The following is a 17,444-nucleotide window of genomic DNA, read 5'->3' on the forward strand; positions in this document are numbered from 1 at the left end:
CTGGCCCGCACGTCCCCCTGGGGGGCGGGCGTGATCCCGCGGCACGCGGGGGGGGGGGGGGGGGGCGCCGCGGCGGCCCCCCCCCCCCGGGCGGGGGGGGGGGCCCCGCCGCGCCCCCGCGGGGGGGGCCCGACCCGTTTTCCCACCCCTCGGAACACCGCGGACCGGATGCCGAGACAAGCATGTCAAAGCGGGGCGGGGAATCTATACGATGAGTCCATGCGTTCCGTCGATGTGAGCAATCAGGCCCCAGGCACCCGCCTCGTGGCGCGCCTGCACGTCGACCTGTGCCGGCTCGCCAGCGCGATCTGTCCCGGCGCCGCCGCGCGCTGACCGGCGACGGCCGGCACCACCCCGAGCAGCACCCCGCCCCGGCGCCCCGGGGTTCCTTCCCCTGCCGCGCCCCGCCCGGCCCGGCATCCCGAAACCACTCCACAGGAGCGCAGCCATGGCCATCGAGGTCCGCATCCCGACCATCCTCCGTACCTACACCGACGGCGCCAAGGCCGTCGACGGCAACGGCGCCGACCTCGGGGAGCTGTTCACCGACCTCGACTCCCGCCACCCCGGCATCGCCGCCCGGCTGCTGGACGGCGGCGAGCTGCGCCGCTTCGTCAACGTCTACCTGAACGACGAGGACGTCCGCTTCCTCGACGGCATCTCCACCGCGCTCTCCGACGGCGACAGCGTCACCATCCTCCCGGCCGTGGCCGGCGGGATGAAGTAATGCGCTACGACAGCCCGATCGAGGCCATCGGCAACACGCCCCTGGTGCGGCTGCCGCGGCTGTCGGCGGCCGTCCCCGGGAACGAGGACGGCCTGGTCACGCTCTGGGCCAAGCTGGAGGACCGCAACCCGACCGGCTCGGTCAAGGACCGCCCGGCGCTGCGGATGATCGAGCGCGCCGAGGCGGCCGGCCGGCTCACCCCGGGCTGCACCATCCTGGAGCCGACCAGCGGCAACACCGGCATCTCGCTCGCCATGGCGGCCAAGCTCAAGGGCTACCGCATGGTGTGCGTGATGCCGGAGAACACCAGCGAGGAGCGGCGCGAGCTGCTGAAGATGTGGGGCGCGGAGATCATCCCCTCGCCCGCCGCGGGCGGCTCCAACACCGCGGTGCGGATCGCCAAGGAGATCGCCGCCGAGCACCCCGACTGGGTGATGCTCTACCAGTACGGCAACCCCGACAACGCCGGCGCGCACTACGCCACCACCGGCCCGGAGATCCTCGCCGACCTGCCCACCGTCACCCACTTCGTGGCCGGCCTGGGCACCACCGGCACCCTGATGGGCATCGGCCGCTTCCTGCGCGAGAAGGTCCCGGGCGTGCAGATCGTCGCCGCCGAGCCGCGCTACGACGACCTGGTGTACGGCCTGCGCAACCTGGACGAGGGCTTCGTCCCGGAGCTGTACGACCCCGAGGTGCTCACCACCCGCTTCTCGGTCGGCTCCGCCGACGCCGTCACCCGCACCCGCGAACTGCTGCAGCTGGAGGGCATCTTCGCGGGCGTCTCCACCGGCGCCGTCGCGCACGCCGCGATCGGGGTGGCCCGCAAGGCCGCCAAGGCCGGCGAGCGGGCCGACGTGGTGTTCGTGGTCGCCGACGGCGGCTGGAAGTACCTGTCCACCGGCATCTACACCGCCGAGACCACCGAGGCGGCGGTCGAGGCACTGCAGGGCCAGCTCTGGGCCTGAGCCACGGACGGCGGGCGGCGCGGCACCCCTCGCGGGGGCCGCGCCGCCGTGCGTGTCGGATCATCGGACCGCCGTGACATGTCGTCATTTGTCCGTCCCCCGTGACCGGTTCGTCACGGAACGGTCACCGCGGGCGGTCGCGGACGGCCCGCCCCCGGGCCCCCGGCAGGCTGGGCGGCGCACCACTGGTCCGCCGCTCAATCCCGGAGGAGGGCGCCATGCCCGGCCGAGAGCTCTGGTCGTACGTCGAGATCGCCCGGCACATCAACGTGCGGGCCGAGACGGTCCGCAACTACAAGCGGCACGGGCTGCTGCCGGAACCCGACCGGGTGGACGCCGCCGGCCACCCCCGCTGGTACCCCGAGACCATCCAGGACTGGGCCAGGGCCCGCCCCGGGCACCGCTGAACACCCCCGCCCCGTCCTGGTGATTCCGCCCACAGCCCGGCACGGGAGAGGGGGCAAAGTGCCCCCCGGCCCTTACCCTCGACACTCATGGAACCCGCCGCGCCGCACCGGCCCGGCGGGGCGGCCGCGGGCGATGGGGCCCGACGGGGCGGGAAGGGCTCGGCATGAAACTGACTGTGGTGGGGTGCTCGGGGAGCTTCCCGGCCGTGGACTCCCCGTGCTCCAGCTACCTGGTGGAGGCCGACGGCTACCGCCTGGTCGTCGACCTCGGCAACGGCGCGCTCGGCGCCCTGCAGAAGTACACCGGCCTGTACGACATCGACGCGATCCTGCTCAGCCACCTGCACGCCGACCACTGCGTCGACCTGTGCGCCTACTGGGTGGCCCGCAACTACCGGGTCGAGGGCTGCCCCGACCCGCTGCCCGTGCACGGCCCGGCCGGCACCGCCGACCGGCTCGCCCGCGCCTACGACATGCCGGAGAAGCCCGGCATGACCGAGGTCTTCGACTTCCGTGACCTCTCCGACGGCGCCCGGCTCGACCTCGGCCCGTTCACCGTCACCGCCGCCCGGGTCAACCACCTGGACTGCGAGGCCTACGGCTTCCGGATCGAGCACGGCGGCCGCAGCCTGGTCTACTCCGGCGACACCGGCGTCTGCCCCGAACTGGTCGAACTCGCCCGCGGCGCCGACCTGTTCCTCTGCGAGGCGGCCTACACCGACGGCAAGGAGACCTTCGACTCCATCCACCTCAACGGCCGCCAGGCCGGCGAGCACGCCACCGCGGCCGGGGTGGGCCGCCTGGTGCTCACCCACATCCCGCCGTGGACCGAGCGCGAGCGCAACCGCCGGGACGCCGCCGAGACCTTCGCCGGCCCGGTCGAGCTGGCCCGCGCCGGGGCCGTCTACGAACTCTGAACCGGCGTCAGCCAGTGCCGGTACCGGGCGTCCGCGCCGCTCACCGCGGCCCGGTACGCCGCCGCCAGACGCTTCGTCAACTCACCCTCCGCGGACGGTAGTTCCCGGTTGTCCAGGGAGGCCACCGGAACCACCCCGGCGGCCGTCCCGGACAGGAACACCTCGTCCGCCGCGTACAGGTCCGAGCGCAGCAGCGGCTCCACCCGGACCTCCGCGCCCAGGTCCCGGGCCAGCGTCAGCAGGGTGTCCTGGGTGATCCCCTCCAGCGCGCCCGAGCTGCCCGGGGGAGTGCGCAGCACCCCGTCGCGGACCACGAACACGTTCTCCGAACTGCACTCGCCCACCGTCCCGTCCGGGGCCAGCAGCAGCGCCTCGTCGAAGCCCGCGTCGGTCGCCTCCCGCCGGGCCAGCGCCGAGTTCAGGTACGGGCCGGTGGCCTTCGCCGCCGGCGGGACCGCGTTGGGGTCGGTCCGCCGCCAACTGCTGGTCGCCAGCCGCACCCCGCGCCCGGCCGGCAGCTGGGCCGGCCACTCCCAGGAGGCGATCGACACGCTGGTGGGGGAGTGCCGCATGTCCAGCCCCATCGCCCCGTACCCCAGGAAGGCCAGGTGCCGCAGGTAGCACTCCCGATGGCCGTTGGCCGCCACCAGCGCCACCGTGGCCGCCGCCAACTCGTCCATCTTGTAGGGGAGTTCGATGCGCAGCATGCGGGCGCTGCGCTCCAGCCTGGCCAGGTGCCCGTCCAGCCGGAACACCGCGGGCCCGGCCGCCGTGTCGAACACCCGGGTGCCCTCCAGCACCCCGGTGCCGTAGTGCAGGGCGTGGGTCAGCACGTGCACGCGCGCCTCCCGCCAGGGCACCAGCGCGCCGTCGAACCAGATCACGGAGGACTCGGGAATCGTCATGCCGCCCATCCTGGGCAGCCCGCCCCGCCCGGCGAAGGGCCCGGGCCGCGCCGCATCCGGCCATGGCCGCCGGCGGCGCCCCCGTCCCGCATCCCGGACGCCCCCGGCCGACGGAACGGCCGCAGGTGACGGAGTCGTCTCGGATGCTGAAAACCCGCCGCCGCCCACCGGCCCCGGGCCTAGGCTCCCGGAGGGTGGAGACCAGCACCGCCCTGTACGCCGGCCTGCTCGCCGAACCCGGCCGGGCACTGGACGCCCTGCGCGAGGAACTCGGCTGCGAGGAACGGGAGTTCCAGCAGGCCCTGGGCGAACTGCGCGGCCTCGGACTGCTCCGCGCCACCACCGCCACCACCAGCGGGGTCACCGCCGTCTCGATCGACACCGCCGTCCGGCAGCTGCTCGCCGACTCCGACCGCCGGTTCACCGCGCTGCTCGGCGAGGCCCGCCGCACCCGCGAACGCGTCGAGCACCTGCACACCCGCTACCTGCCGCTGCAGACCGGCGCCGCCCACGAACTCGTCCGCGGCGCCGACCGGGTCGCCGCCCTGCTGGAGGACGCCGCCCGCGGCGCCCGCGCCGAGGCGCTGTCGCTGCGCCCCGGCCAGGACAGCTCCGAGGCGGGCCTGGCCGAGAAGCTGGCCCGGGAGCGGATCGCGCTCGCCCACCGGGTCGCGCTGCGCACCATCTACCCGGCCGCGGCCCTGCACCGGGGCGCGGTGCTGGCGCACGTCCAGGAGCTCACCGCGGCGGGCGCCAGCATCCGGGTGGCACACACCCTGCCGCTGTGGCTGATCGTGGTGGACGCCGGGCTGGCCGTGCTGCCCGCACCCGGCGAGCCGCCCGGCACCGCCGCCGTGGTGGTCCGCGACCCGGCCGTGGTCAGCGTGGTGCGCGAGCTGTTCGAGCACTTCTGGGCGGCCAGCTGGGTGCCGCCCGAACTGCTCGGCCGCACCACGCCCGACGACCGCCACCGCGAGGTGCTGCGGCTGCTCGCGGCCGGCCTGACCGACCGGGCGATCGGCCGCAAGCTGGAGATCTCCGACCGCACGGTGCGCCGCCTGGTCGCCGACCTGACCACCGCGCTGGGCGCCCAGTCCCGCTTCCAGGCGGGCGTGCACGCGGCCCGGCTGGGCTGGATCTGACGCCCCCGGCCCGGGCGGGCGGCGCCTACCCGTCCTCGAAGTCCTCGTCCTCGCGCCCGGGCGTCCTCAGGTCGAAGCGCAGGATCACGAACCGGAAGACCGTGTAGTAGACCGCCGCGAAGGCCAGCCCGATCGGGACGATCAGCCAGGGTTGTCGCGCGTAGCTCCAGTTCAGCACGTAGTCGATCGCGCCCGCGGAGAAGGTGAAGCCGTGGTGCACGCCCAGCGCCCAGGTGACGGCCATCGAGAGCCCGGTGAGCAGGGCGTGCACGGCGTACAGGGCGGGGGCGATGAAGACGAAGGCGAACTCGATCGGCTCGGTGATGCCGGTCACGAACGAGGTCAGGGCGAGCGAGAACATCATGCCGAGCACGGCGCGGCGCCGCTCGGGGCGGGCGCAGTGCGCGATGGCGAGCGCGGCGGCGGGCAGCCCGAACATCATCACCGGGAAGAAGCCGGACATGAACTGCCCGGCGCTCGGGTCGAGTTGGAAGAACCGGTTCTGGTCGCCGTGGACCACCCGGCCGGCCGTCTCGAAGCTGCCGGCCTGCTGCCAGAAGAAGGTGTTGGCGATCTGGTGCAGGCCGAACGGCAGCAGCGCCCGGTTGATCACTCCGAAGATCCCGGAGCCGAGCGCGCCCAGGCCGATCACCCAGTTGCTGAAGCTGTCGACGGCGTCGCCGACCGGCCCCCAGCACAGGCCGAACAGGATGCCGAGCCCGGTGCCGACGAAGGCCATCACGATCGGGACCAGCCGCCGCCCGTTGAAGAACCCCAGCCAGTCGACCAGCCGGACCCGGTGCAGCCGCTGCCACAGCAGCGCGGCGAGCAGCCCGACCACCACGCCGCCGAGCACGCCCGGGTCCTGGTAGGTGGCCGGGGCGTCCTGGCCCGGCAGCACCTGGTAGGCGGTCTTCGGGAAGGCGGTGAGCACCTGGTGGTACGTCAGGAAGCCGACCAGCGCGGCCAGCGCGGTGGAGCCGTCGGCCTTCCGGGCGTACCCGATCGCGATGCCGACGCAGAACAGCAGCGGCATCCAGTCGAAGACGGCGTGCCCGGAGGCGTAGAACACCTCGGCGACCCTGGTCCACCCCAGCCCGTCGGCGCCGAACACGTCCGGCTGGCCGAGCCGCAGCAGGAGGCCGGCGGCGGGCAGCACGGCGATCGGCAGCTGCAGGCTGCGGCCGATCTTCTGCAGGGCCGGGAAGACCCGCGAGCGCGGCCCCCGGCCGCCCGGCGCCGCCGCGGACGGGGAGTTCTGCGCGGTCGTACTCATAGCGGGCGGGTTCCTCACGGCAGCGCGATTCTGGTCTAGACCACTGACGGTCCTGTCCAGTTTTCTAGCACGCGCCGATCGGGCTCCGGAACCCTCTCGCGGCGGGTCGCGGGCAAGCGCCACCGAATCGAAACCTTCCCCGCCCTGACGTCCTGTCAGTGCCCCGGCAGCGCCGCGCCCCCGGTCGGGAGGGGTCTCCCGCCGGGGGCGCGCCGAACCGGCCCTCAGGCCTTGGTCACGTCCTCGACCTCGTCGTCGTCCTCGCGACCCGGGGTCTTCAGGTCGAACTTGACGATGATGAAGCGGAACAGGAAGTAGTAGACCGCCGCGAAGCACAGGCCGATCGGGATGATCAGCCAGGGTTTCGTCGCCAGGCTCCAGTTGATCACGTAGTCGAGCAGGCCGGCCGAGAAGCTGAAGCCGTCGTGCACGCCCAGGGCCCAGGTGACGGCCATCGAGACGCCGGTCAGCAGCGCGTGCACCGCGTACAGCAGGGGGGCCACGTAGGCGAAGGAGTACTCGATCGGCTCGGTCACGCCGGTGACGAAGGAGGTCAGCGCGACCGAGGTCATCAGGCCGTAGATCTCCTTGCGCCGGTGCGGCTTGGCCGCGGCCGCGATGGCCATGGCGGCCGCAGGCAGCGCGAACATCATGATCGGGAAGAAGCCGGAGGTGAACTGGCCGGCCGTCGGGTCGCCCGCCAGGAAGCGGTTGATGTCACCGTTGACCACCGTGCCGTCCGGCTTGGTGAAGTCGCCGAACTGGAACCAGACGAAGGTGTTCAGCAGCTGGTGCATGCCGATCAGCAGCAGCGCGCGGTTGGCGACGCCGAAGATGCCGGAGCCGACCGCGTCCAGGTCGGAGAGCCACTTGGAGAAGTCGGTCAGGCCGTTGCCGATCGGCTCCCAGATCCACACCATCAGCGAGCCGAAGGCCAGGCCGACCAGGGCGGTGATCATCGGGACCAGGCGGCGGCCGTTGAAGAAGCCCAGCCAGTCGACCAGTCGGACCCGGTGGAAGCGTACCCACAGCCAGGCCGAGAACAGGCCCATCAGGATGCCGCCGAGCACGCCCGGATTCTGGAAGTCCGCCTTCACGGCCTTGTCCGCGGTGAAGTCGACGCAGAAGGTGCCCTTGAGCACCGAGCCGGTCGGGCAGTCCTGCGGGAAGGCCTGCAGGACGGTGTAGTAGACCAGGAAGCCGGCCACCGCGGCGAGCGCGGTCGAGCCGTCGGCCTTCTTGGCCATGCCGATCGCCACGCCGATGCAGAACAGCAGCGGCAGGCCGAGGGCCGAGTTGAGCAGGGCGCCGCCGGCCGCCCCGATCGCGGTGGCGACCTTGTCCCAGCCGAGGCCGTCGGCGCCGAAGATGTCGGGCTGGCCGAGCCGGTTCAGGATGCCGGCGGCGGGCAGTACGGCGACCGGCAGCTGCAGGCTGCGGCCCATCTTCTGCAGGCCGCCGTAGAAGGTCTGCCACCACGTGGACTGGTGCGCCGTGGCGCCTGGTGAACTCATCGTCGGCCCTCCGCTGCCGTGCCCGTACGTCTCTGGGGTTCATCCGTGCGTGGGGCCAGGAACACCGGCGGACCGTCCTGCGTTGTCCCGGGTACACCTAGAATTGGTGTAGACCATTTGTGGGGCAGTGGCGGTCCGCGGGTTCGAGAGCCCGATGATCGCCATCCTCCGGCGGTCCCGGAGCGGGCCGCGCGCGGAGATAGCCCGAAAGTGGACTAACGTGGCATATCGTCCGGAATCGGGTGATGCTGGTCGCGCCGTCGGAAGGCGCGGCAGACTGATCCCGCGTCACCTCCGGCCGGTACCACCGCACACGCAGTACGGCACCCGGCGACCGACCGCCGAAGCGCCGATACAGAGGGAGAAAGACCATGGCCAGCAAGGCTGAGAAGATCGTCGCCGGTCTCGGCGGGATCGAGAACATCGACGAGGTCGAGGGCTGCATCACCCGGCTGCGCACCGAGGTCCACGACCCCTCCAAGGTCGACGAGGCCGCGCTCAAGGCCGCCGGCGCCCACGGTGTGGTGAAGATGGGGACGGCCGTCCAGGTGGTGATCGGCACCGACGCCGACCCGATCGCCGCCGAGATCGAGGACATGATGTGAGCTGAGCCTCCCGCAGGCCCGCTCCACCCGAACGGCCCGCCCGCCGGACACCCCCGGCCGGCGGGCCGTCGCGCGTGCGCCCGGCCGGGGCCGCGGCCCGGACCCGATACGCTCGTCCGCATGTCACGCATCGACGGCCGCACCCCCGACCAGCTCCGACCGATCACCATCGAGCGGAACTGGAGCAAGCACGCCGAAGGCTCCGTCCTGGTCTCCTACGGCGACACCAAGGTGCTGTGCACCGCCAGCGTCACCGAGGGCGTCCCGCGCTGGCGCAAGGGCAGCGGCGAGGGCTGGGTCACCGCCGAGTACGCCATGCTGCCCCGGGCCACCAACACCCGCGGCGACCGCGAGTCCGTCCGCGGCAAGATCGGCGGCCGCACCCACGAGATCAGCCGGCTGATCGGGCGCTCGCTGCGCGCCGTGGTCGACCACCGGGCGCTCGCCGAGAACACGATCGTGCTCGACTGCGACGTCCTGCAGGCCGACGGCGGCACCCGCACCGCCGCGATCACCGGCGCGTACGTCGCCCTGGTCGACGCTGTCTCCTGGGCCCGGGGGAAGAAGCTGCTCCGGGCCAAGGGGCAGCCGATCACCGGCGGCGTCAGCGCCGTCAGCGTCGGCATCATCGACGGCGTCCCGATGCTCGACCTCCGCTACGAGGAGGACGTCCGGGCCGAGACCGACATGAACGTGGTCTGCACCTCCGACGGGCGCTTCGTCGAGGTCCAGGGCACCGCCGAGGGCGCCCCCTTCGACCGCGCGCTGCTCGACCAACTGCTCGACCTGGGCAGCCTGGGCTGCGCCGAACTCGACGAGATCCAGCGCAAGGCCCTGGAGCTCTAGCCCTCCCGGGGAACCGCTGTGGGCCGAAAGGCCGTCAGAAACGGCGGGTGGCCCGCGCGTGCTGTACAGGCGCGCGGGTCCGCCCTTAACGTTCGCTGTGGGCCCGCACACCCCTCTGGAGGACTCGCCGATGCAGCAGTCGCTGAGCATCAACCGCACCGCCGCGCTCGCCGTCGCCGCGCTGGTCCTGGTGCTGCCGCTGAGCGTGGTCAGCTGCTCGGCCGCCCAGAAGGCCGTGGACTGCGCCAACACCGCGGTGCAGATCTCCACCGACGTCGCCCAGGTCGGCAGCGCCTACAACAACGCCCAGCAGGACCCGGCCGCCGCCGGGCAGGCGCTGCAGCGCCTCAAGACCGACATGGACAAGCTGGGGCGCAACTCCAGTGACGTGGACGTCACCAAGGCGATCGACGCCCTGCAGACCCAGGTCGACAAGGTCCAGCAGGCCGTCGACAACAACCAGGTCCCCGACCTCGGCCCGCTCGGCAGCGCGGCCGGCCAGATCAGCAAGGTCTGCACGGGCTGAGCACCGCCACGGCCTAGGCTGGGGGCATGACCAAGCGACTCGTTCTCGCCACCCGCAACCAGCACAAGGTCGCCGAGCTGCGCGACATCCTCGGCGCGGCCGGACTGGAGGTCGAACTGGTCGGGGCGGACGCCTTCCCCGAGGTGCCGGACGTGCCGGAGACCGGGGTGACCTTCGCCGAGAACGCCCTGCTGAAGGCGCACGCGCTGGCGAAGGCCACCGGGCTGCCCGCCGTCGCCGACGACTCCGGCCTGTGCGTGGACGTGCTCGGCGGGGCGCCCGGGATCTTCTCCGCCCGCTGGGCCGGCCGGCACGGCGACGACAAGGCCAACCTGGACCTGCTGCTCGCCCAGCTCGGCGACATCGGCGCCGAGCACCGCGCCGCGTCCTTCGCCTGCGCCGCCGCGCTGGCCCTGCCCGACGGCACCGAGCGGGTCGTCGAGGGCCGGCTGCTCGGCACCCTGCGCACCGAGCCGGCCGGCAGCGGCGGCTTCGGCTACGACCCGATCCTGCAGCCGCTCGGCGAGAGCCGGACCTGCGCCGAGCTGACCGCCGAGGAGAAGAACGCGATCAGCCACCGCGGCCAGGCCTTCCGGGCGCTCGCCCCCGTGGTCGCCGAACTGCTCGGCTGACCCGCCGTCAGGCCCGTCGCCGCCGAACGCGCGGAGAGGCCCGTCCGGACGAATCCGGACGGGCCTCCCGCATGCGAACCCCTGTGCGGCCTGAGGGACTCGAACCCTCACGAGATCTCTCTCACGGGCACCTAAAACCCGGGCGTCTGCCAATTCCGCCAAGACCGCCGACAGTGACTTCCCGCCATGCTACTTGCCCGTCACACGGGCGTGCACCACCCTTTCGGGCGGCGTTCCGGGGCGCTCCGGCTTGTTCAAGAATTGGTATGGACCTATTGACCCGAGTGGTCCAGACCACATACGTTCGCGCCGATCCGCGGAAAATCGGGCCCCGCCGGTGCGCAACGGCCGGGCCCCGGCACGTCATTCCTCCCCCACGGCGCCCGGTCCCCCTGCCGGGCGCGAGCATTGGAGCGACCCCATGCCCGAACGCGCCACGACCGCGCGCTCCGCCGCCCGCCCCGGGCGGCGTCCGTTGAAGGCCGGCACCGCGCTGGCGACCGCGACCGCCCTGGTGGCCGGGGCCGCCGGACTGGTCACCGTGATCGGCGGGGCCTCCTCGGCCGCCACCGTGAACCTGCTGGCCAACGGCGACTTCGAGACCGGCACCCTGGCGGGCTGGAGCTGCTCCGGCGGCCTCGGCTCGATCACCGGCACCGCCCCGCACGGCGGCAGCAAGGCGCTGCAGGCGGCGGCCTCCGCCTCGGACAGCGCGCAGTGCGCGCAGACCGTCGCGGTCAGCCCGAACACCACCTACAGCCTGAGCGGCTGGCTGAAGGGCAACTACACCTACCTGGGCGTCACCGGCACCGGCACCACCGACACCAACGCCTGGGGCTCCAGCGCCGACTGGGTCAACCGGAGCACCACCTTCACCACCGGCGCGGCCACCACCTCGGTGACGGTCTACACCCACGGCTGGTACGGCCAGGGCACCTACGGGGCGGACGACCTGCAGCTCACCGGCCCCGGCGGCAGCGGCTCCAGCAGCCCCTCGGCGAGCGGGAGTTCGAGCCCGAGCCCCAGTGCGAGCGCCAGCGCCTCCGCGTCCCCCTCGACCTCCGCGTCGCCCTCGCAGAGCGCCTCGCCGTCGGCCAGTGCCAGTGCCAGCGCCTCGCAGACCGGGACGCCGGGCGGCGACGGGGTGGTGACCACGCCGACCGGGCTGACCGCGAGCGTGGCGGGCACCGCGGTGACGCTGAAGTGGAACGCGTCCGCCGACAACGCGCAGAACGGCAACAGCGCGGTCTACCGGATCTTCACCGGCGGCACCGCCACCCAGACCGCGACCTCGATGGGCACCACCGTCACCGTCTCCTCGCTGCTGCCGAACACCGCGTACAGCTTCACCGTGCAGGGCTACGACAAGGACGGGCACAGCAGCGGGTTCTCCGCGCCGGTGACCGTGACCACCGGGGCGGCCCCGACCGGGGCGCTCAAGTCGGCGTACTTCGCGCAGTGGGGCATCTACGGGAACAAGTACTACCCGTCGACGATGGCGGCGACCGGCGCGGCCGCCGGGCTGAACACGATGACCTACGCGTTCGCCAACATCGACCCGTCGACGCTGAGCTGCTTCGAGACCATCAAGGCCGCCGACACCAACGACAACAACCCGAACGCCGGCGACGGCGCGGGCGACGCGTTCGCGGACTACCAGAAGGGCTACACCGCGGACATCGCGGTGGACGGCACCACCGACGCCTGGACCCAGCCGCTGAAGGGCAACTTCAACCAGCTGCGCGAGCTCAAGGCGAAGTACCCGAACCTGCGGATGACCATGTCGCTGGGCGGCTGGACGTACTCCAAGTACTTCTCGGACGCGGCGGCCACCGACGCCTCGCGCAAGAAGCTGGTCTCCTCCTGCCTCGACATGTTCATCAAGGGCAACCTGCCCTCGATCCAGGGCGACGCGACCGGCGGGGCCGCCGCGGCGATGGGCATTTTCGACGGCATCGACATCGACTGGGAGTACCCGGCCTCCGCGGGCGGCCACACCGGCAACCACTGGTCGGCCGCCGACACCGCGAACTACACCGCGCTGCTGGCCGAGTTCCGCAACCAGCTGGACGCGTACGGGAAGACCGTCGGCAAGAAGTACCTGCTGACCGCCGCGCTGCCGTCCGGCCAGGACAAGATCGCGCTGCTGCAGACCGACCAGATCGGGAAGTACCTGGACTACGGCAACGTGATGTCGTACGACATGCACGGTGCCTGGGACGCGACCGGCCCGACCAACCTGCAGGACCCGCTGTACGACAGCCCGAACGACCCGTCCAACCCGGTCGCCCCGGGCACCCAGAAGTACACCGTCGACAACGCGGTGAACGCCTACCTGAACGGCGCCCCGGCGTACGGCATCAAGGGCGGGTTCCCGGCGAACCGGCTGGTGCTGGGCGTGCCGTTCTACCTGCGCGGGTGGACCGGCGTGCCGGCCGGGGGCAACTACGGCCTGTACCAGACCGCGACCGGCCCGGCCGGGGCGCAGGGGACCAGCCAGACGGCCGGCGTGGCGTTCTGGAAGGAGCTGGCGGCGGCCGGGAAGACCACCGGGTCCTCGGTGCACTGGGACCCGACCACGCAGAGCTCGTGGATCTACGACGGCACCAACCTGTGGACCGGTGACACCCCGCAGGCCATCGCGGCGCGCGGCGCGTACGCCACCGCCAAGGGCCTCGGCGGCGTCTTCGCCTACTCGCTGGAGGCCGACGACCCGGCCGGGACGCTGGTCAACGCGATGACCAGCAGCATGAAGTAGCGTCAGGCCCCCCTGGGGAAGGCCGGATCGTCCGACTGCGGACGGTCCGGCCTTTCTCGCCAAGTTGGTACAGACCTGTTGACGCGGGTGGTCCAGACCTTTTAAGTTCGGCGGAACTTCCCCCACATGTGCCCGGCTTCCCACGGCCGTGCGCACGACACTCTCTCCTGGAGGACCGAGTGTTGATCCGAAACAGGGCGGAGCAGCGTCCCACCGCTGCCGGCCGCCACACCAAGGGCCGCAGGGCGGCGTTCGCCGTCACCGCGGCCGCGGGACTGGCGGGCCTGCTGATGGGCACGCTCGGCGTCGCCCCGTCCGCCGCCGCCGTCGACAACCAGACGTGCCGTCCCGACGGCATGTACACCACGCCCGGCGTCGACGTCCCCTACTGCAACGTCTACGACACCAGCGGCCGCGAGCAGATGGGCGCCGACCACCAGCGCCGCGTCATCGGCTACTTCACCAGCTGGCGCACCGGCAAGGACGGCACGCCCGCCTACCTGGTGAACAACATCCCCTGGGACAAGGTCACCCACCTCAACTACGCGTTCGCGCACGTCGCCTCCGACAACACCCTGTCGGTCGGCACGGACGGCCCGAACAACGCCTCGACCGGGATGACCTTCCCCGGCGTGGCCGGCGCGGAGATGGACCCGGCGTACTCGTACAAGGGCCACTTCAACCTGCTCAGCAAGTTCAAGAAGCAGTACCCGAACGTCAAGACCATGGTCTCGGTGGGCGGTTGGGCCGAGACCGGCGGCTACTTCGACGACTCGGGCAGCCGGGTGAACTCGGGCGGCTTCTACTCGATGACCGTCAACGCGGACGGGTCGGTCAACCAGGCCGGCATCAACACCTTCGCGGACTCCGCCGTCACCTTCATCAAGAAGTACGGCTTCAACGGCGTCGACCTCGACTACGAGTACCCGACCTCGATGAAGGACGCGGGCAACCCGCTCGACTACACCCTCTCCAACGCCAAGCGCGCCTCCCTGATGAAGGGCTACGCCGCGCTGATGAAGACCATGCGGGAGAAGCTCGACCGGGCCTCCGCCGCCGACGGCAAGTACTACCTGCTGTCGGTCGCCGCCCCGTCCTCGGGCTACCTGCTGCGCGGCATGGAGACCTTCCAGGTCACCCAGTACCTGGACTACGTCAACATCATGTCGTACGACCTGCACGGCGCCTGGAACAAGTACGTCGGCCCGAACGCCTCGCTGTACGACGACGGCAAGGACGCCGAGCTGGCGGCCGCCAACGTGTACGGCACCTCGCAGTACGGCGGCATCGGCTACCTGAACACCGACTGGGCCGTGCACTACTTCCGCGGCGCGATGCCGGCCGGCCGGATCAACCTCGGCGTGCCGTACTACACCCGCGGCTTCCAGAACGTGCAGGGCGGCACCAACGGCCTGTGGGGCACCTCCTCCACCACCAACTGCCCGGCCGGCTCCGGCCTGACGACCTGTGGCGACGGCGCCGTCGGCATCGACAACATCTGGCACGACCTGGACACCAACGGCAAGGAGTCGCCGGCCGGCTCCAACCCGATGTGGCACGCCAAGAACCTGGAGGCCGGCGTCGTGCCGGACTACCTCTCCAAGTACGGCGTCACCGACACCGCGCTCAAGGGCACCTACGCCCGCAACTACAGCTCGGCCCTGGTCGCGCCGTGGCTGTGGAACGACACCAAGAAGGTCTTCCTCTCCACCGAGGACGACCAGTCGATCGGCGCCAAGGCCGACTACGTGGTCAACCAGGGCGTCGGCGGCGCGATGATCTGGGAGCTCGCGGGCGACTACAAGTGGGACGCCACCGCCAACGGCGGCAAGGGCGAGTACGTCCAGGGCAACACCATGACCTCGCTGCTCTACGACAAGTTCAAGTCCGCCTCCGCGTACGGCGCGACCCGCTCCACCATCGCGCTGCCGCAGCAGACCCTGCCGATCGACGTGTCGTTCACCCAGTTCGCGCTGGGCGACAACAACTACCCGATCAACCCGAAGATCCACATCGTCAACAACTCGACGGTCACCCTGCCGGGCGGCACCGAGTTCCAGTTCGACTACTCGGTCTCCGCGCCCGGCAACGCCGCCGACCAGTCCGGTTTCGGCTCCAAGGTGATCCGGACCGACCACACCGGCAGCAACGTCGGCGGCCTCAAGGGCACCTACAACCGGGTCTCGCTGAAGCTCCCGACCTGGCAGACCCTGGCGCCCGGCGCCTCGGTGGACGTCGCCTTCGTCTACTACCTGCCGGTCTCCACCCCCGCCAACTGGACCGTGAACGTCGGCGGCACGCTGTACGGCATCACCGGCGACTACACCCGCGGCACCACCGCGAGCACCTCCTCGCCGTCCCCGTCCGCCTCGGCCTCCGCCTCGCAGTCGGCGTCCCCGTCGGCCTCCGCCTCGGCCTCCCAGTCGGCGTCCGCGAGCCCGTCGCAGTCGGCCTCGCAGTCGGCCTCGCCGTCCGCGTCGGCCACCGTCGGGACCTGCTCCGGCGCGCCGAGCTGGAGCGCCGGCACCACCTACGCCACCGTCACCAAGGTGTCGTGGAAGGGCCACTACTACCAGAACAAGTGGTGGACCGCGGGCGAGGACCCCTCGCTGAGCGGCGCCTGGGGCGTCTGGACGGACCTCGGGGCCTGCTGATCCCGAGCCCATGAACGGCGGTGGCGGTCGACCCGGTCGGGGGGTCGGCCGCCACCGCTGCGTGCTCCGGGCTACTGACCGACCTTCAGGTCCTTCAGCAGCTTCGCCACGTGGCCGGTCGCCCGGACGTTGTACAGCGCCCGCTCGACCTTGCCGGCCTCGTCCACGACCACCGTGGAGCGGATCACGCCCTGGTAGGTGCGGCCGTAGTTCACCTTCTCGCCGTACGCGCCGTACGCCTCCAGCACCGCGTGGTCCGGGTCGGACAGCAGCGTCACCTTCAGGTTCTCGGTCTCGCGGAACTTCCCGAGCTTCTCCGGCTTGTCCGGCGAGACGCCGATCACGTCGTAGCCCGCCCCCTCGAACACCGCCAGGTTGTCGGTGAAGTCGCAGGCCTGCTTGGTGCAGCCCGGGGTCAGCGCGGCCGGGTAGAAGTACACGATCACCTTGCGGCCCAGGTGGTCGGCCAGCGACACCTGGTTGCCGTCGGCGTCGGACAGGGTGAAGGCGGGGGCGGTGTCGCCCGCCTGCAGGCGCTCGCTCACGGTGCTGGGATCTCCTCTGGGACAGGGCCGGTGCTGGTGCTCCCCGCCAACCTACTCCCGTTGGTGGGTGGCGCTGCGCGAGCGCCGCAGCGAGCTGACAGACTGTCGGTGGAGAAGGAAGTACCCAGCGGTAGCAGAGGAGAGGGGTGGCCCCAGTGGCAGCGAGCGGCAAGGACACGTCGGCACCACGCACGACGGCCCAGATCGAGGCGGACATCGCCGGGAGCAGGGACCGGCTGGCCGCGACCCTCGACGAACTCGCCATGCGCGTCCACCCGGCCACCGTCGCCGCCCAGACCAAGGCCAGGCTGCGCGCCTCGGTCGAGCAGAAGGCCGGGCAGGCGTACGTCGCCGCGAGCGGCGCCGTCGAGCAGGCCCGGGCGAAGTTCGTCGACGAGGACGGCCGGTTGCGGGCGGAACGGGTGGTGCCGGTCGCGCTGGTCGGCGTCGGCACGGTGCTGCTGATCGCCGCGGCGCGGCGCCGACGCAGGCGCTGAGCGGGTCGAGGGCCTTCGAGGGCCGACGGTCCGCGGAGCGGACGGCGGGGCCGCGGGCGGGTGCCCGGGGCCCCGCCGCCGTACCCGGCGGGGTACGGTCGGGGCGTGAGCGAGAACGACACGCAGGACACGGCCGGAGCCGGCGACCGAGGACCGCACGACCGGCTCGGGGAGAAGCTCCCGATCCGGATGCTGCACGACCGGGTACTGGTCAGGACGGAGGCCGGGGAGGGCGAGCGCCGCTCCACCGGCGGCATCCTGATCCCCGCCACCGCCGAACTCTCCCGGCGCTGCGCCTGGGCCGAGGCGGTGGCCGTCGGCCAGAGCGTCCGCTCGGTGGAGCCGGGGGACCGGGTGCTGTACGACCCGGAGGACAAGCTGGAGGTCGAGGTCCGCGGCGCGACGTACGTGCTGCTGCGCGAGCGCGACCTGCACGCGGTGGCCGCGGGGCGGTTCGGGGACAACGAGGGGTCGACGGGGCTGTACCTGTAGCGGGCGGCCGCCCCGGCCGCTGACGGGGCGTCA

At 72.1% G+C, this 17,444-nt stretch carries 18 protein-coding genes and 1 tRNA gene; 14 read left to right on the plus strand and 5 right to left on the minus strand.

Going from position 1 to position 17,444, the window contains the following annotated elements:
- The first annotated feature begins 219 nt into the window (after window positions 1-219).
- The 5 genes from ACIQBJ_RS31910 (at window position 220) to ACIQBJ_RS31930 (ending at window position 3,019) form a co-directional block, all read left to right on the plus strand.
- Window positions 220-333: a putative leader peptide gene (locus tag ACIQBJ_RS31910; RefSeq protein ID WP_400717638.1), complete on the plus strand. Its 114-nt coding sequence runs from the start codon at window positions 220-222 to the stop codon at window positions 331-333.
- Between the two features lie 115 nt (window positions 334-448).
- On the plus strand, window positions 449-727 hold the full coding sequence (locus ACIQBJ_RS31915) for a MoaD/ThiS family protein (protein ID WP_014135950.1): 279 nt from the start codon (window positions 449-451) through the stop codon (window positions 725-727).
- Entirely contained in the window at window positions 727-1,695 is a 969-nt protein-coding gene (locus ACIQBJ_RS31920; RefSeq protein ID WP_400717641.1) for a PLP-dependent cysteine synthase family protein, read from the plus strand. Before ACIQBJ_RS31915 ends, ACIQBJ_RS31920 begins: the two co-directional genes overlap by 1 nt.
- A 218-nt stretch (window positions 1,696-1,913) precedes the next feature.
- Window positions 1,914-2,102, plus strand: coding sequence for a MarR family transcriptional regulator (locus ACIQBJ_RS31925; protein ID WP_400717644.1), 189 nt, complete (start codon window positions 1,914-1,916; stop codon window positions 2,100-2,102).
- A 164-nt stretch (window positions 2,103-2,266) separates the two neighbouring features.
- Window positions 2,267-3,019: an MBL fold metallo-hydrolase gene (locus ACIQBJ_RS31930; RefSeq protein ID WP_400717647.1), complete on the plus strand. Its 753-nt coding sequence runs from the start codon at window positions 2,267-2,269 to the stop codon at window positions 3,017-3,019.
- Here the strand turns inward: ACIQBJ_RS31930 and ACIQBJ_RS31935 are convergent.
- Window positions 3,007-3,924: a branched-chain amino acid transaminase gene (locus tag ACIQBJ_RS31935; RefSeq protein WP_400717649.1), complete on the minus strand. Its 918-nt coding sequence runs from the start codon at window positions 3,922-3,924 to the stop codon at window positions 3,007-3,009. The two genes, ACIQBJ_RS31930 and ACIQBJ_RS31935, sit on opposite strands and share 13 nt — an antisense overlap.
- A 194-nt stretch (window positions 3,925-4,118) precedes the next feature.
- Here ACIQBJ_RS31935 and ACIQBJ_RS31940 point away from each other — a divergent pair, with 194 nt between their 5' ends.
- Complete coding sequence (locus ACIQBJ_RS31940) at window positions 4,119-5,066, plus strand: LuxR C-terminal-related transcriptional regulator (protein WP_400717651.1); 948 nt, start codon at window positions 4,119-4,121, stop codon at window positions 5,064-5,066.
- A gap of 25 nt (window positions 5,067-5,091) precedes the next feature.
- Here the strand turns inward: ACIQBJ_RS31940 and ACIQBJ_RS31945 are convergent, their stop codons facing one another.
- Together ACIQBJ_RS31945 and ACIQBJ_RS31950 are read right to left on the minus strand one after the other, a co-directional pair.
- On the minus strand, window positions 5,092-6,342 hold the full coding sequence (locus ACIQBJ_RS31945; protein WP_400717654.1) for a PTS transporter subunit EIIC: 1,251 nt from the start codon (window positions 6,340-6,342) through the stop codon (window positions 5,092-5,094).
- Window positions 6,343-6,566: 224 nt separating this feature from the next.
- Window positions 6,567-7,856, minus strand: a complete 1,290-nt coding sequence (locus tag ACIQBJ_RS31950; protein WP_400717656.1) for a PTS transporter subunit EIIC — start codon at window positions 7,854-7,856, stop codon at window positions 6,567-6,569.
- 371 nt (window positions 7,857-8,227) lie between these two features.
- On the opposite strand from ACIQBJ_RS31950, the gene ACIQBJ_RS31955 reads away from it, so the two are divergent.
- The 4 genes from ACIQBJ_RS31955 (at window position 8,228) to rdgB (ending at window position 10,465) form a co-directional block, all read left to right on the plus strand.
- Window positions 8,228-8,461 carry a glucose PTS transporter subunit EIIB gene (locus ACIQBJ_RS31955; protein ID WP_400717660.1) on the plus strand — a complete coding sequence of 78 codons (234 nt, stop codon included), beginning with the start codon at window positions 8,228-8,230 and terminating at the stop codon, window positions 8,459-8,461.
- Window positions 8,462-8,581: 120 nt separating this feature from the next.
- On the plus strand, window positions 8,582-9,307 hold the full coding sequence (rph, locus tag ACIQBJ_RS31960) for a ribonuclease PH (protein WP_400717663.1): 726 nt from the start codon (window positions 8,582-8,584) through the stop codon (window positions 9,305-9,307).
- Between the two features lie 130 nt (window positions 9,308-9,437).
- Window positions 9,438-9,833, plus strand: a complete 396-nt coding sequence (locus ACIQBJ_RS31965; protein ID WP_400717666.1) for a hypothetical protein — start codon at window positions 9,438-9,440, stop codon at window positions 9,831-9,833.
- 26 nt (window positions 9,834-9,859) lie between these two features.
- Entirely contained in the window at window positions 9,860-10,465 is a 606-nt protein-coding gene (gene rdgB, locus ACIQBJ_RS31970; RefSeq protein ID WP_400717668.1) for an RdgB/HAM1 family non-canonical purine NTP pyrophosphatase, read from the plus strand.
- An 84-nt stretch (window positions 10,466-10,549) separates the two neighbouring features.
- Here rdgB and ACIQBJ_RS31975 read toward each other — a convergent pair.
- Window positions 10,550-10,633 (minus strand) — tRNA-Leu (locus ACIQBJ_RS31975).
- A 253-nt stretch (window positions 10,634-10,886) separates the two neighbouring features.
- On the opposite strand from ACIQBJ_RS31975, the gene ACIQBJ_RS31980 reads away from it, so the two are divergent.
- Both ACIQBJ_RS31980 and ACIQBJ_RS31985 read left to right on the plus strand, forming a co-directional pair.
- On the plus strand, window positions 10,887-13,223 hold the full coding sequence (locus tag ACIQBJ_RS31980) for a glycosyl hydrolase family 18 protein (RefSeq protein WP_400717670.1): 2,337 nt from the start codon (window positions 10,887-10,889) through the stop codon (window positions 13,221-13,223).
- Window positions 13,224-13,513: 290 nt separating this feature from the next.
- A complete protein-coding gene (locus ACIQBJ_RS31985) occupies window positions 13,514-15,877 on the plus strand; it encodes a chitinase C-terminal domain-containing protein (protein ID WP_400717927.1) in 2,364 nt (787 codons plus the stop codon).
- 71 nt (window positions 15,878-15,948) lie between these two features.
- Here the strand turns inward: ACIQBJ_RS31985 and bcp are convergent, their stop codons facing one another.
- Window positions 15,949-16,422, minus strand: coding sequence for a thioredoxin-dependent thiol peroxidase (gene bcp, locus ACIQBJ_RS31990; protein ID WP_400717672.1), 474 nt, complete (start codon window positions 16,420-16,422; stop codon window positions 15,949-15,951).
- A 146-nt stretch (window positions 16,423-16,568) separates the two neighbouring features.
- On the opposite strand from bcp, the gene ACIQBJ_RS31995 reads away from it, so the two are divergent.
- Both ACIQBJ_RS31995 and ACIQBJ_RS32000 read left to right on the plus strand, forming a co-directional pair.
- Window positions 16,569-16,919 carry a DUF3618 domain-containing protein gene (locus tag ACIQBJ_RS31995; RefSeq protein ID WP_400717674.1) on the plus strand — a complete coding sequence of 117 codons (351 nt, stop codon included), beginning with the start codon at window positions 16,569-16,571 and terminating at the stop codon, window positions 16,917-16,919.
- A 189-nt stretch (window positions 16,920-17,108) separates the two neighbouring features.
- Window positions 17,109-17,411: a GroES family chaperonin gene (locus tag ACIQBJ_RS32000; protein ID WP_400717929.1), complete on the plus strand. Its 303-nt coding sequence runs from the start codon at window positions 17,109-17,111 to the stop codon at window positions 17,409-17,411.
- Window positions 17,412-17,444: the final 33 nt, after the last annotated feature.

Origin of the sequence: Kitasatospora sp. NPDC088391 (assembly GCF_044753345.1) — a bacterium.
In the GTDB taxonomy this organism is placed as follows: domain Bacteria; phylum Actinomycetota; class Actinomycetes; order Streptomycetales; family Streptomycetaceae; genus Kitasatospora.

Coding starts and splice junctions, on each gene's coding strand:
- ACIQBJ_RS31910 (WP_400717638.1), top strand. CDS start 220: ATGCGTTCCGTCGATGTGAGCAATCAGGCCCCAGGCACCCGCCTCGTG.
- ACIQBJ_RS31915 (WP_014135950.1), top strand. CDS start 449: ATGGCCATCGAGGTCCGCATCCCGACCATCCTCCGTACCTACACCGAC.
- ACIQBJ_RS31920 (WP_400717641.1), top strand. CDS start 727: ATGCGCTACGACAGCCCGATCGAGGCCATCGGCAACACGCCCCTGGTG.
- ACIQBJ_RS31925 (WP_400717644.1), top strand. CDS start 1,914: ATGCCCGGCCGAGAGCTCTGGTCGTACGTCGAGATCGCCCGGCACATC.
- ACIQBJ_RS31930 (WP_400717647.1), top strand. CDS start 2,267: ATGAAACTGACTGTGGTGGGGTGCTCGGGGAGCTTCCCGGCCGTGGAC.
- ACIQBJ_RS31935 (WP_400717649.1), bottom strand. CDS start 3,924: ATGACGATTCCCGAGTCCTCCGTGATCTGGTTCGACGGCGCGCTGGTG.
- ACIQBJ_RS31945 (WP_400717654.1), bottom strand. CDS start 6,342: ATGAGTACGACCGCGCAGAACTCCCCGTCCGCGGCGGCGCCGGGCGGC.
- ACIQBJ_RS31950 (WP_400717656.1), bottom strand. CDS start 7,856: ATGAGTTCACCAGGCGCCACGGCGCACCAGTCCACGTGGTGGCAGACC.
- ACIQBJ_RS31955 (WP_400717660.1), top strand. CDS start 8,228: ATGGCCAGCAAGGCTGAGAAGATCGTCGCCGGTCTCGGCGGGATCGAG.
- rph (WP_400717663.1), top strand. CDS start 8,582: ATGTCACGCATCGACGGCCGCACCCCCGACCAGCTCCGACCGATCACC.
- ACIQBJ_RS31965 (WP_400717666.1), top strand. CDS start 9,438: ATGCAGCAGTCGCTGAGCATCAACCGCACCGCCGCGCTCGCCGTCGCC.
- rdgB (WP_400717668.1), top strand. CDS start 9,860: ATGACCAAGCGACTCGTTCTCGCCACCCGCAACCAGCACAAGGTCGCC.
- ACIQBJ_RS31980 (WP_400717670.1), top strand. CDS start 10,887: ATGCCCGAACGCGCCACGACCGCGCGCTCCGCCGCCCGCCCCGGGCGG.
- ACIQBJ_RS31985 (WP_400717927.1), top strand. CDS start 13,514: ATGGGCACGCTCGGCGTCGCCCCGTCCGCCGCCGCCGTCGACAACCAG.
- ACIQBJ_RS32000 (WP_400717929.1), top strand. CDS start 17,109: ATGCTGCACGACCGGGTACTGGTCAGGACGGAGGCCGGGGAGGGCGAG.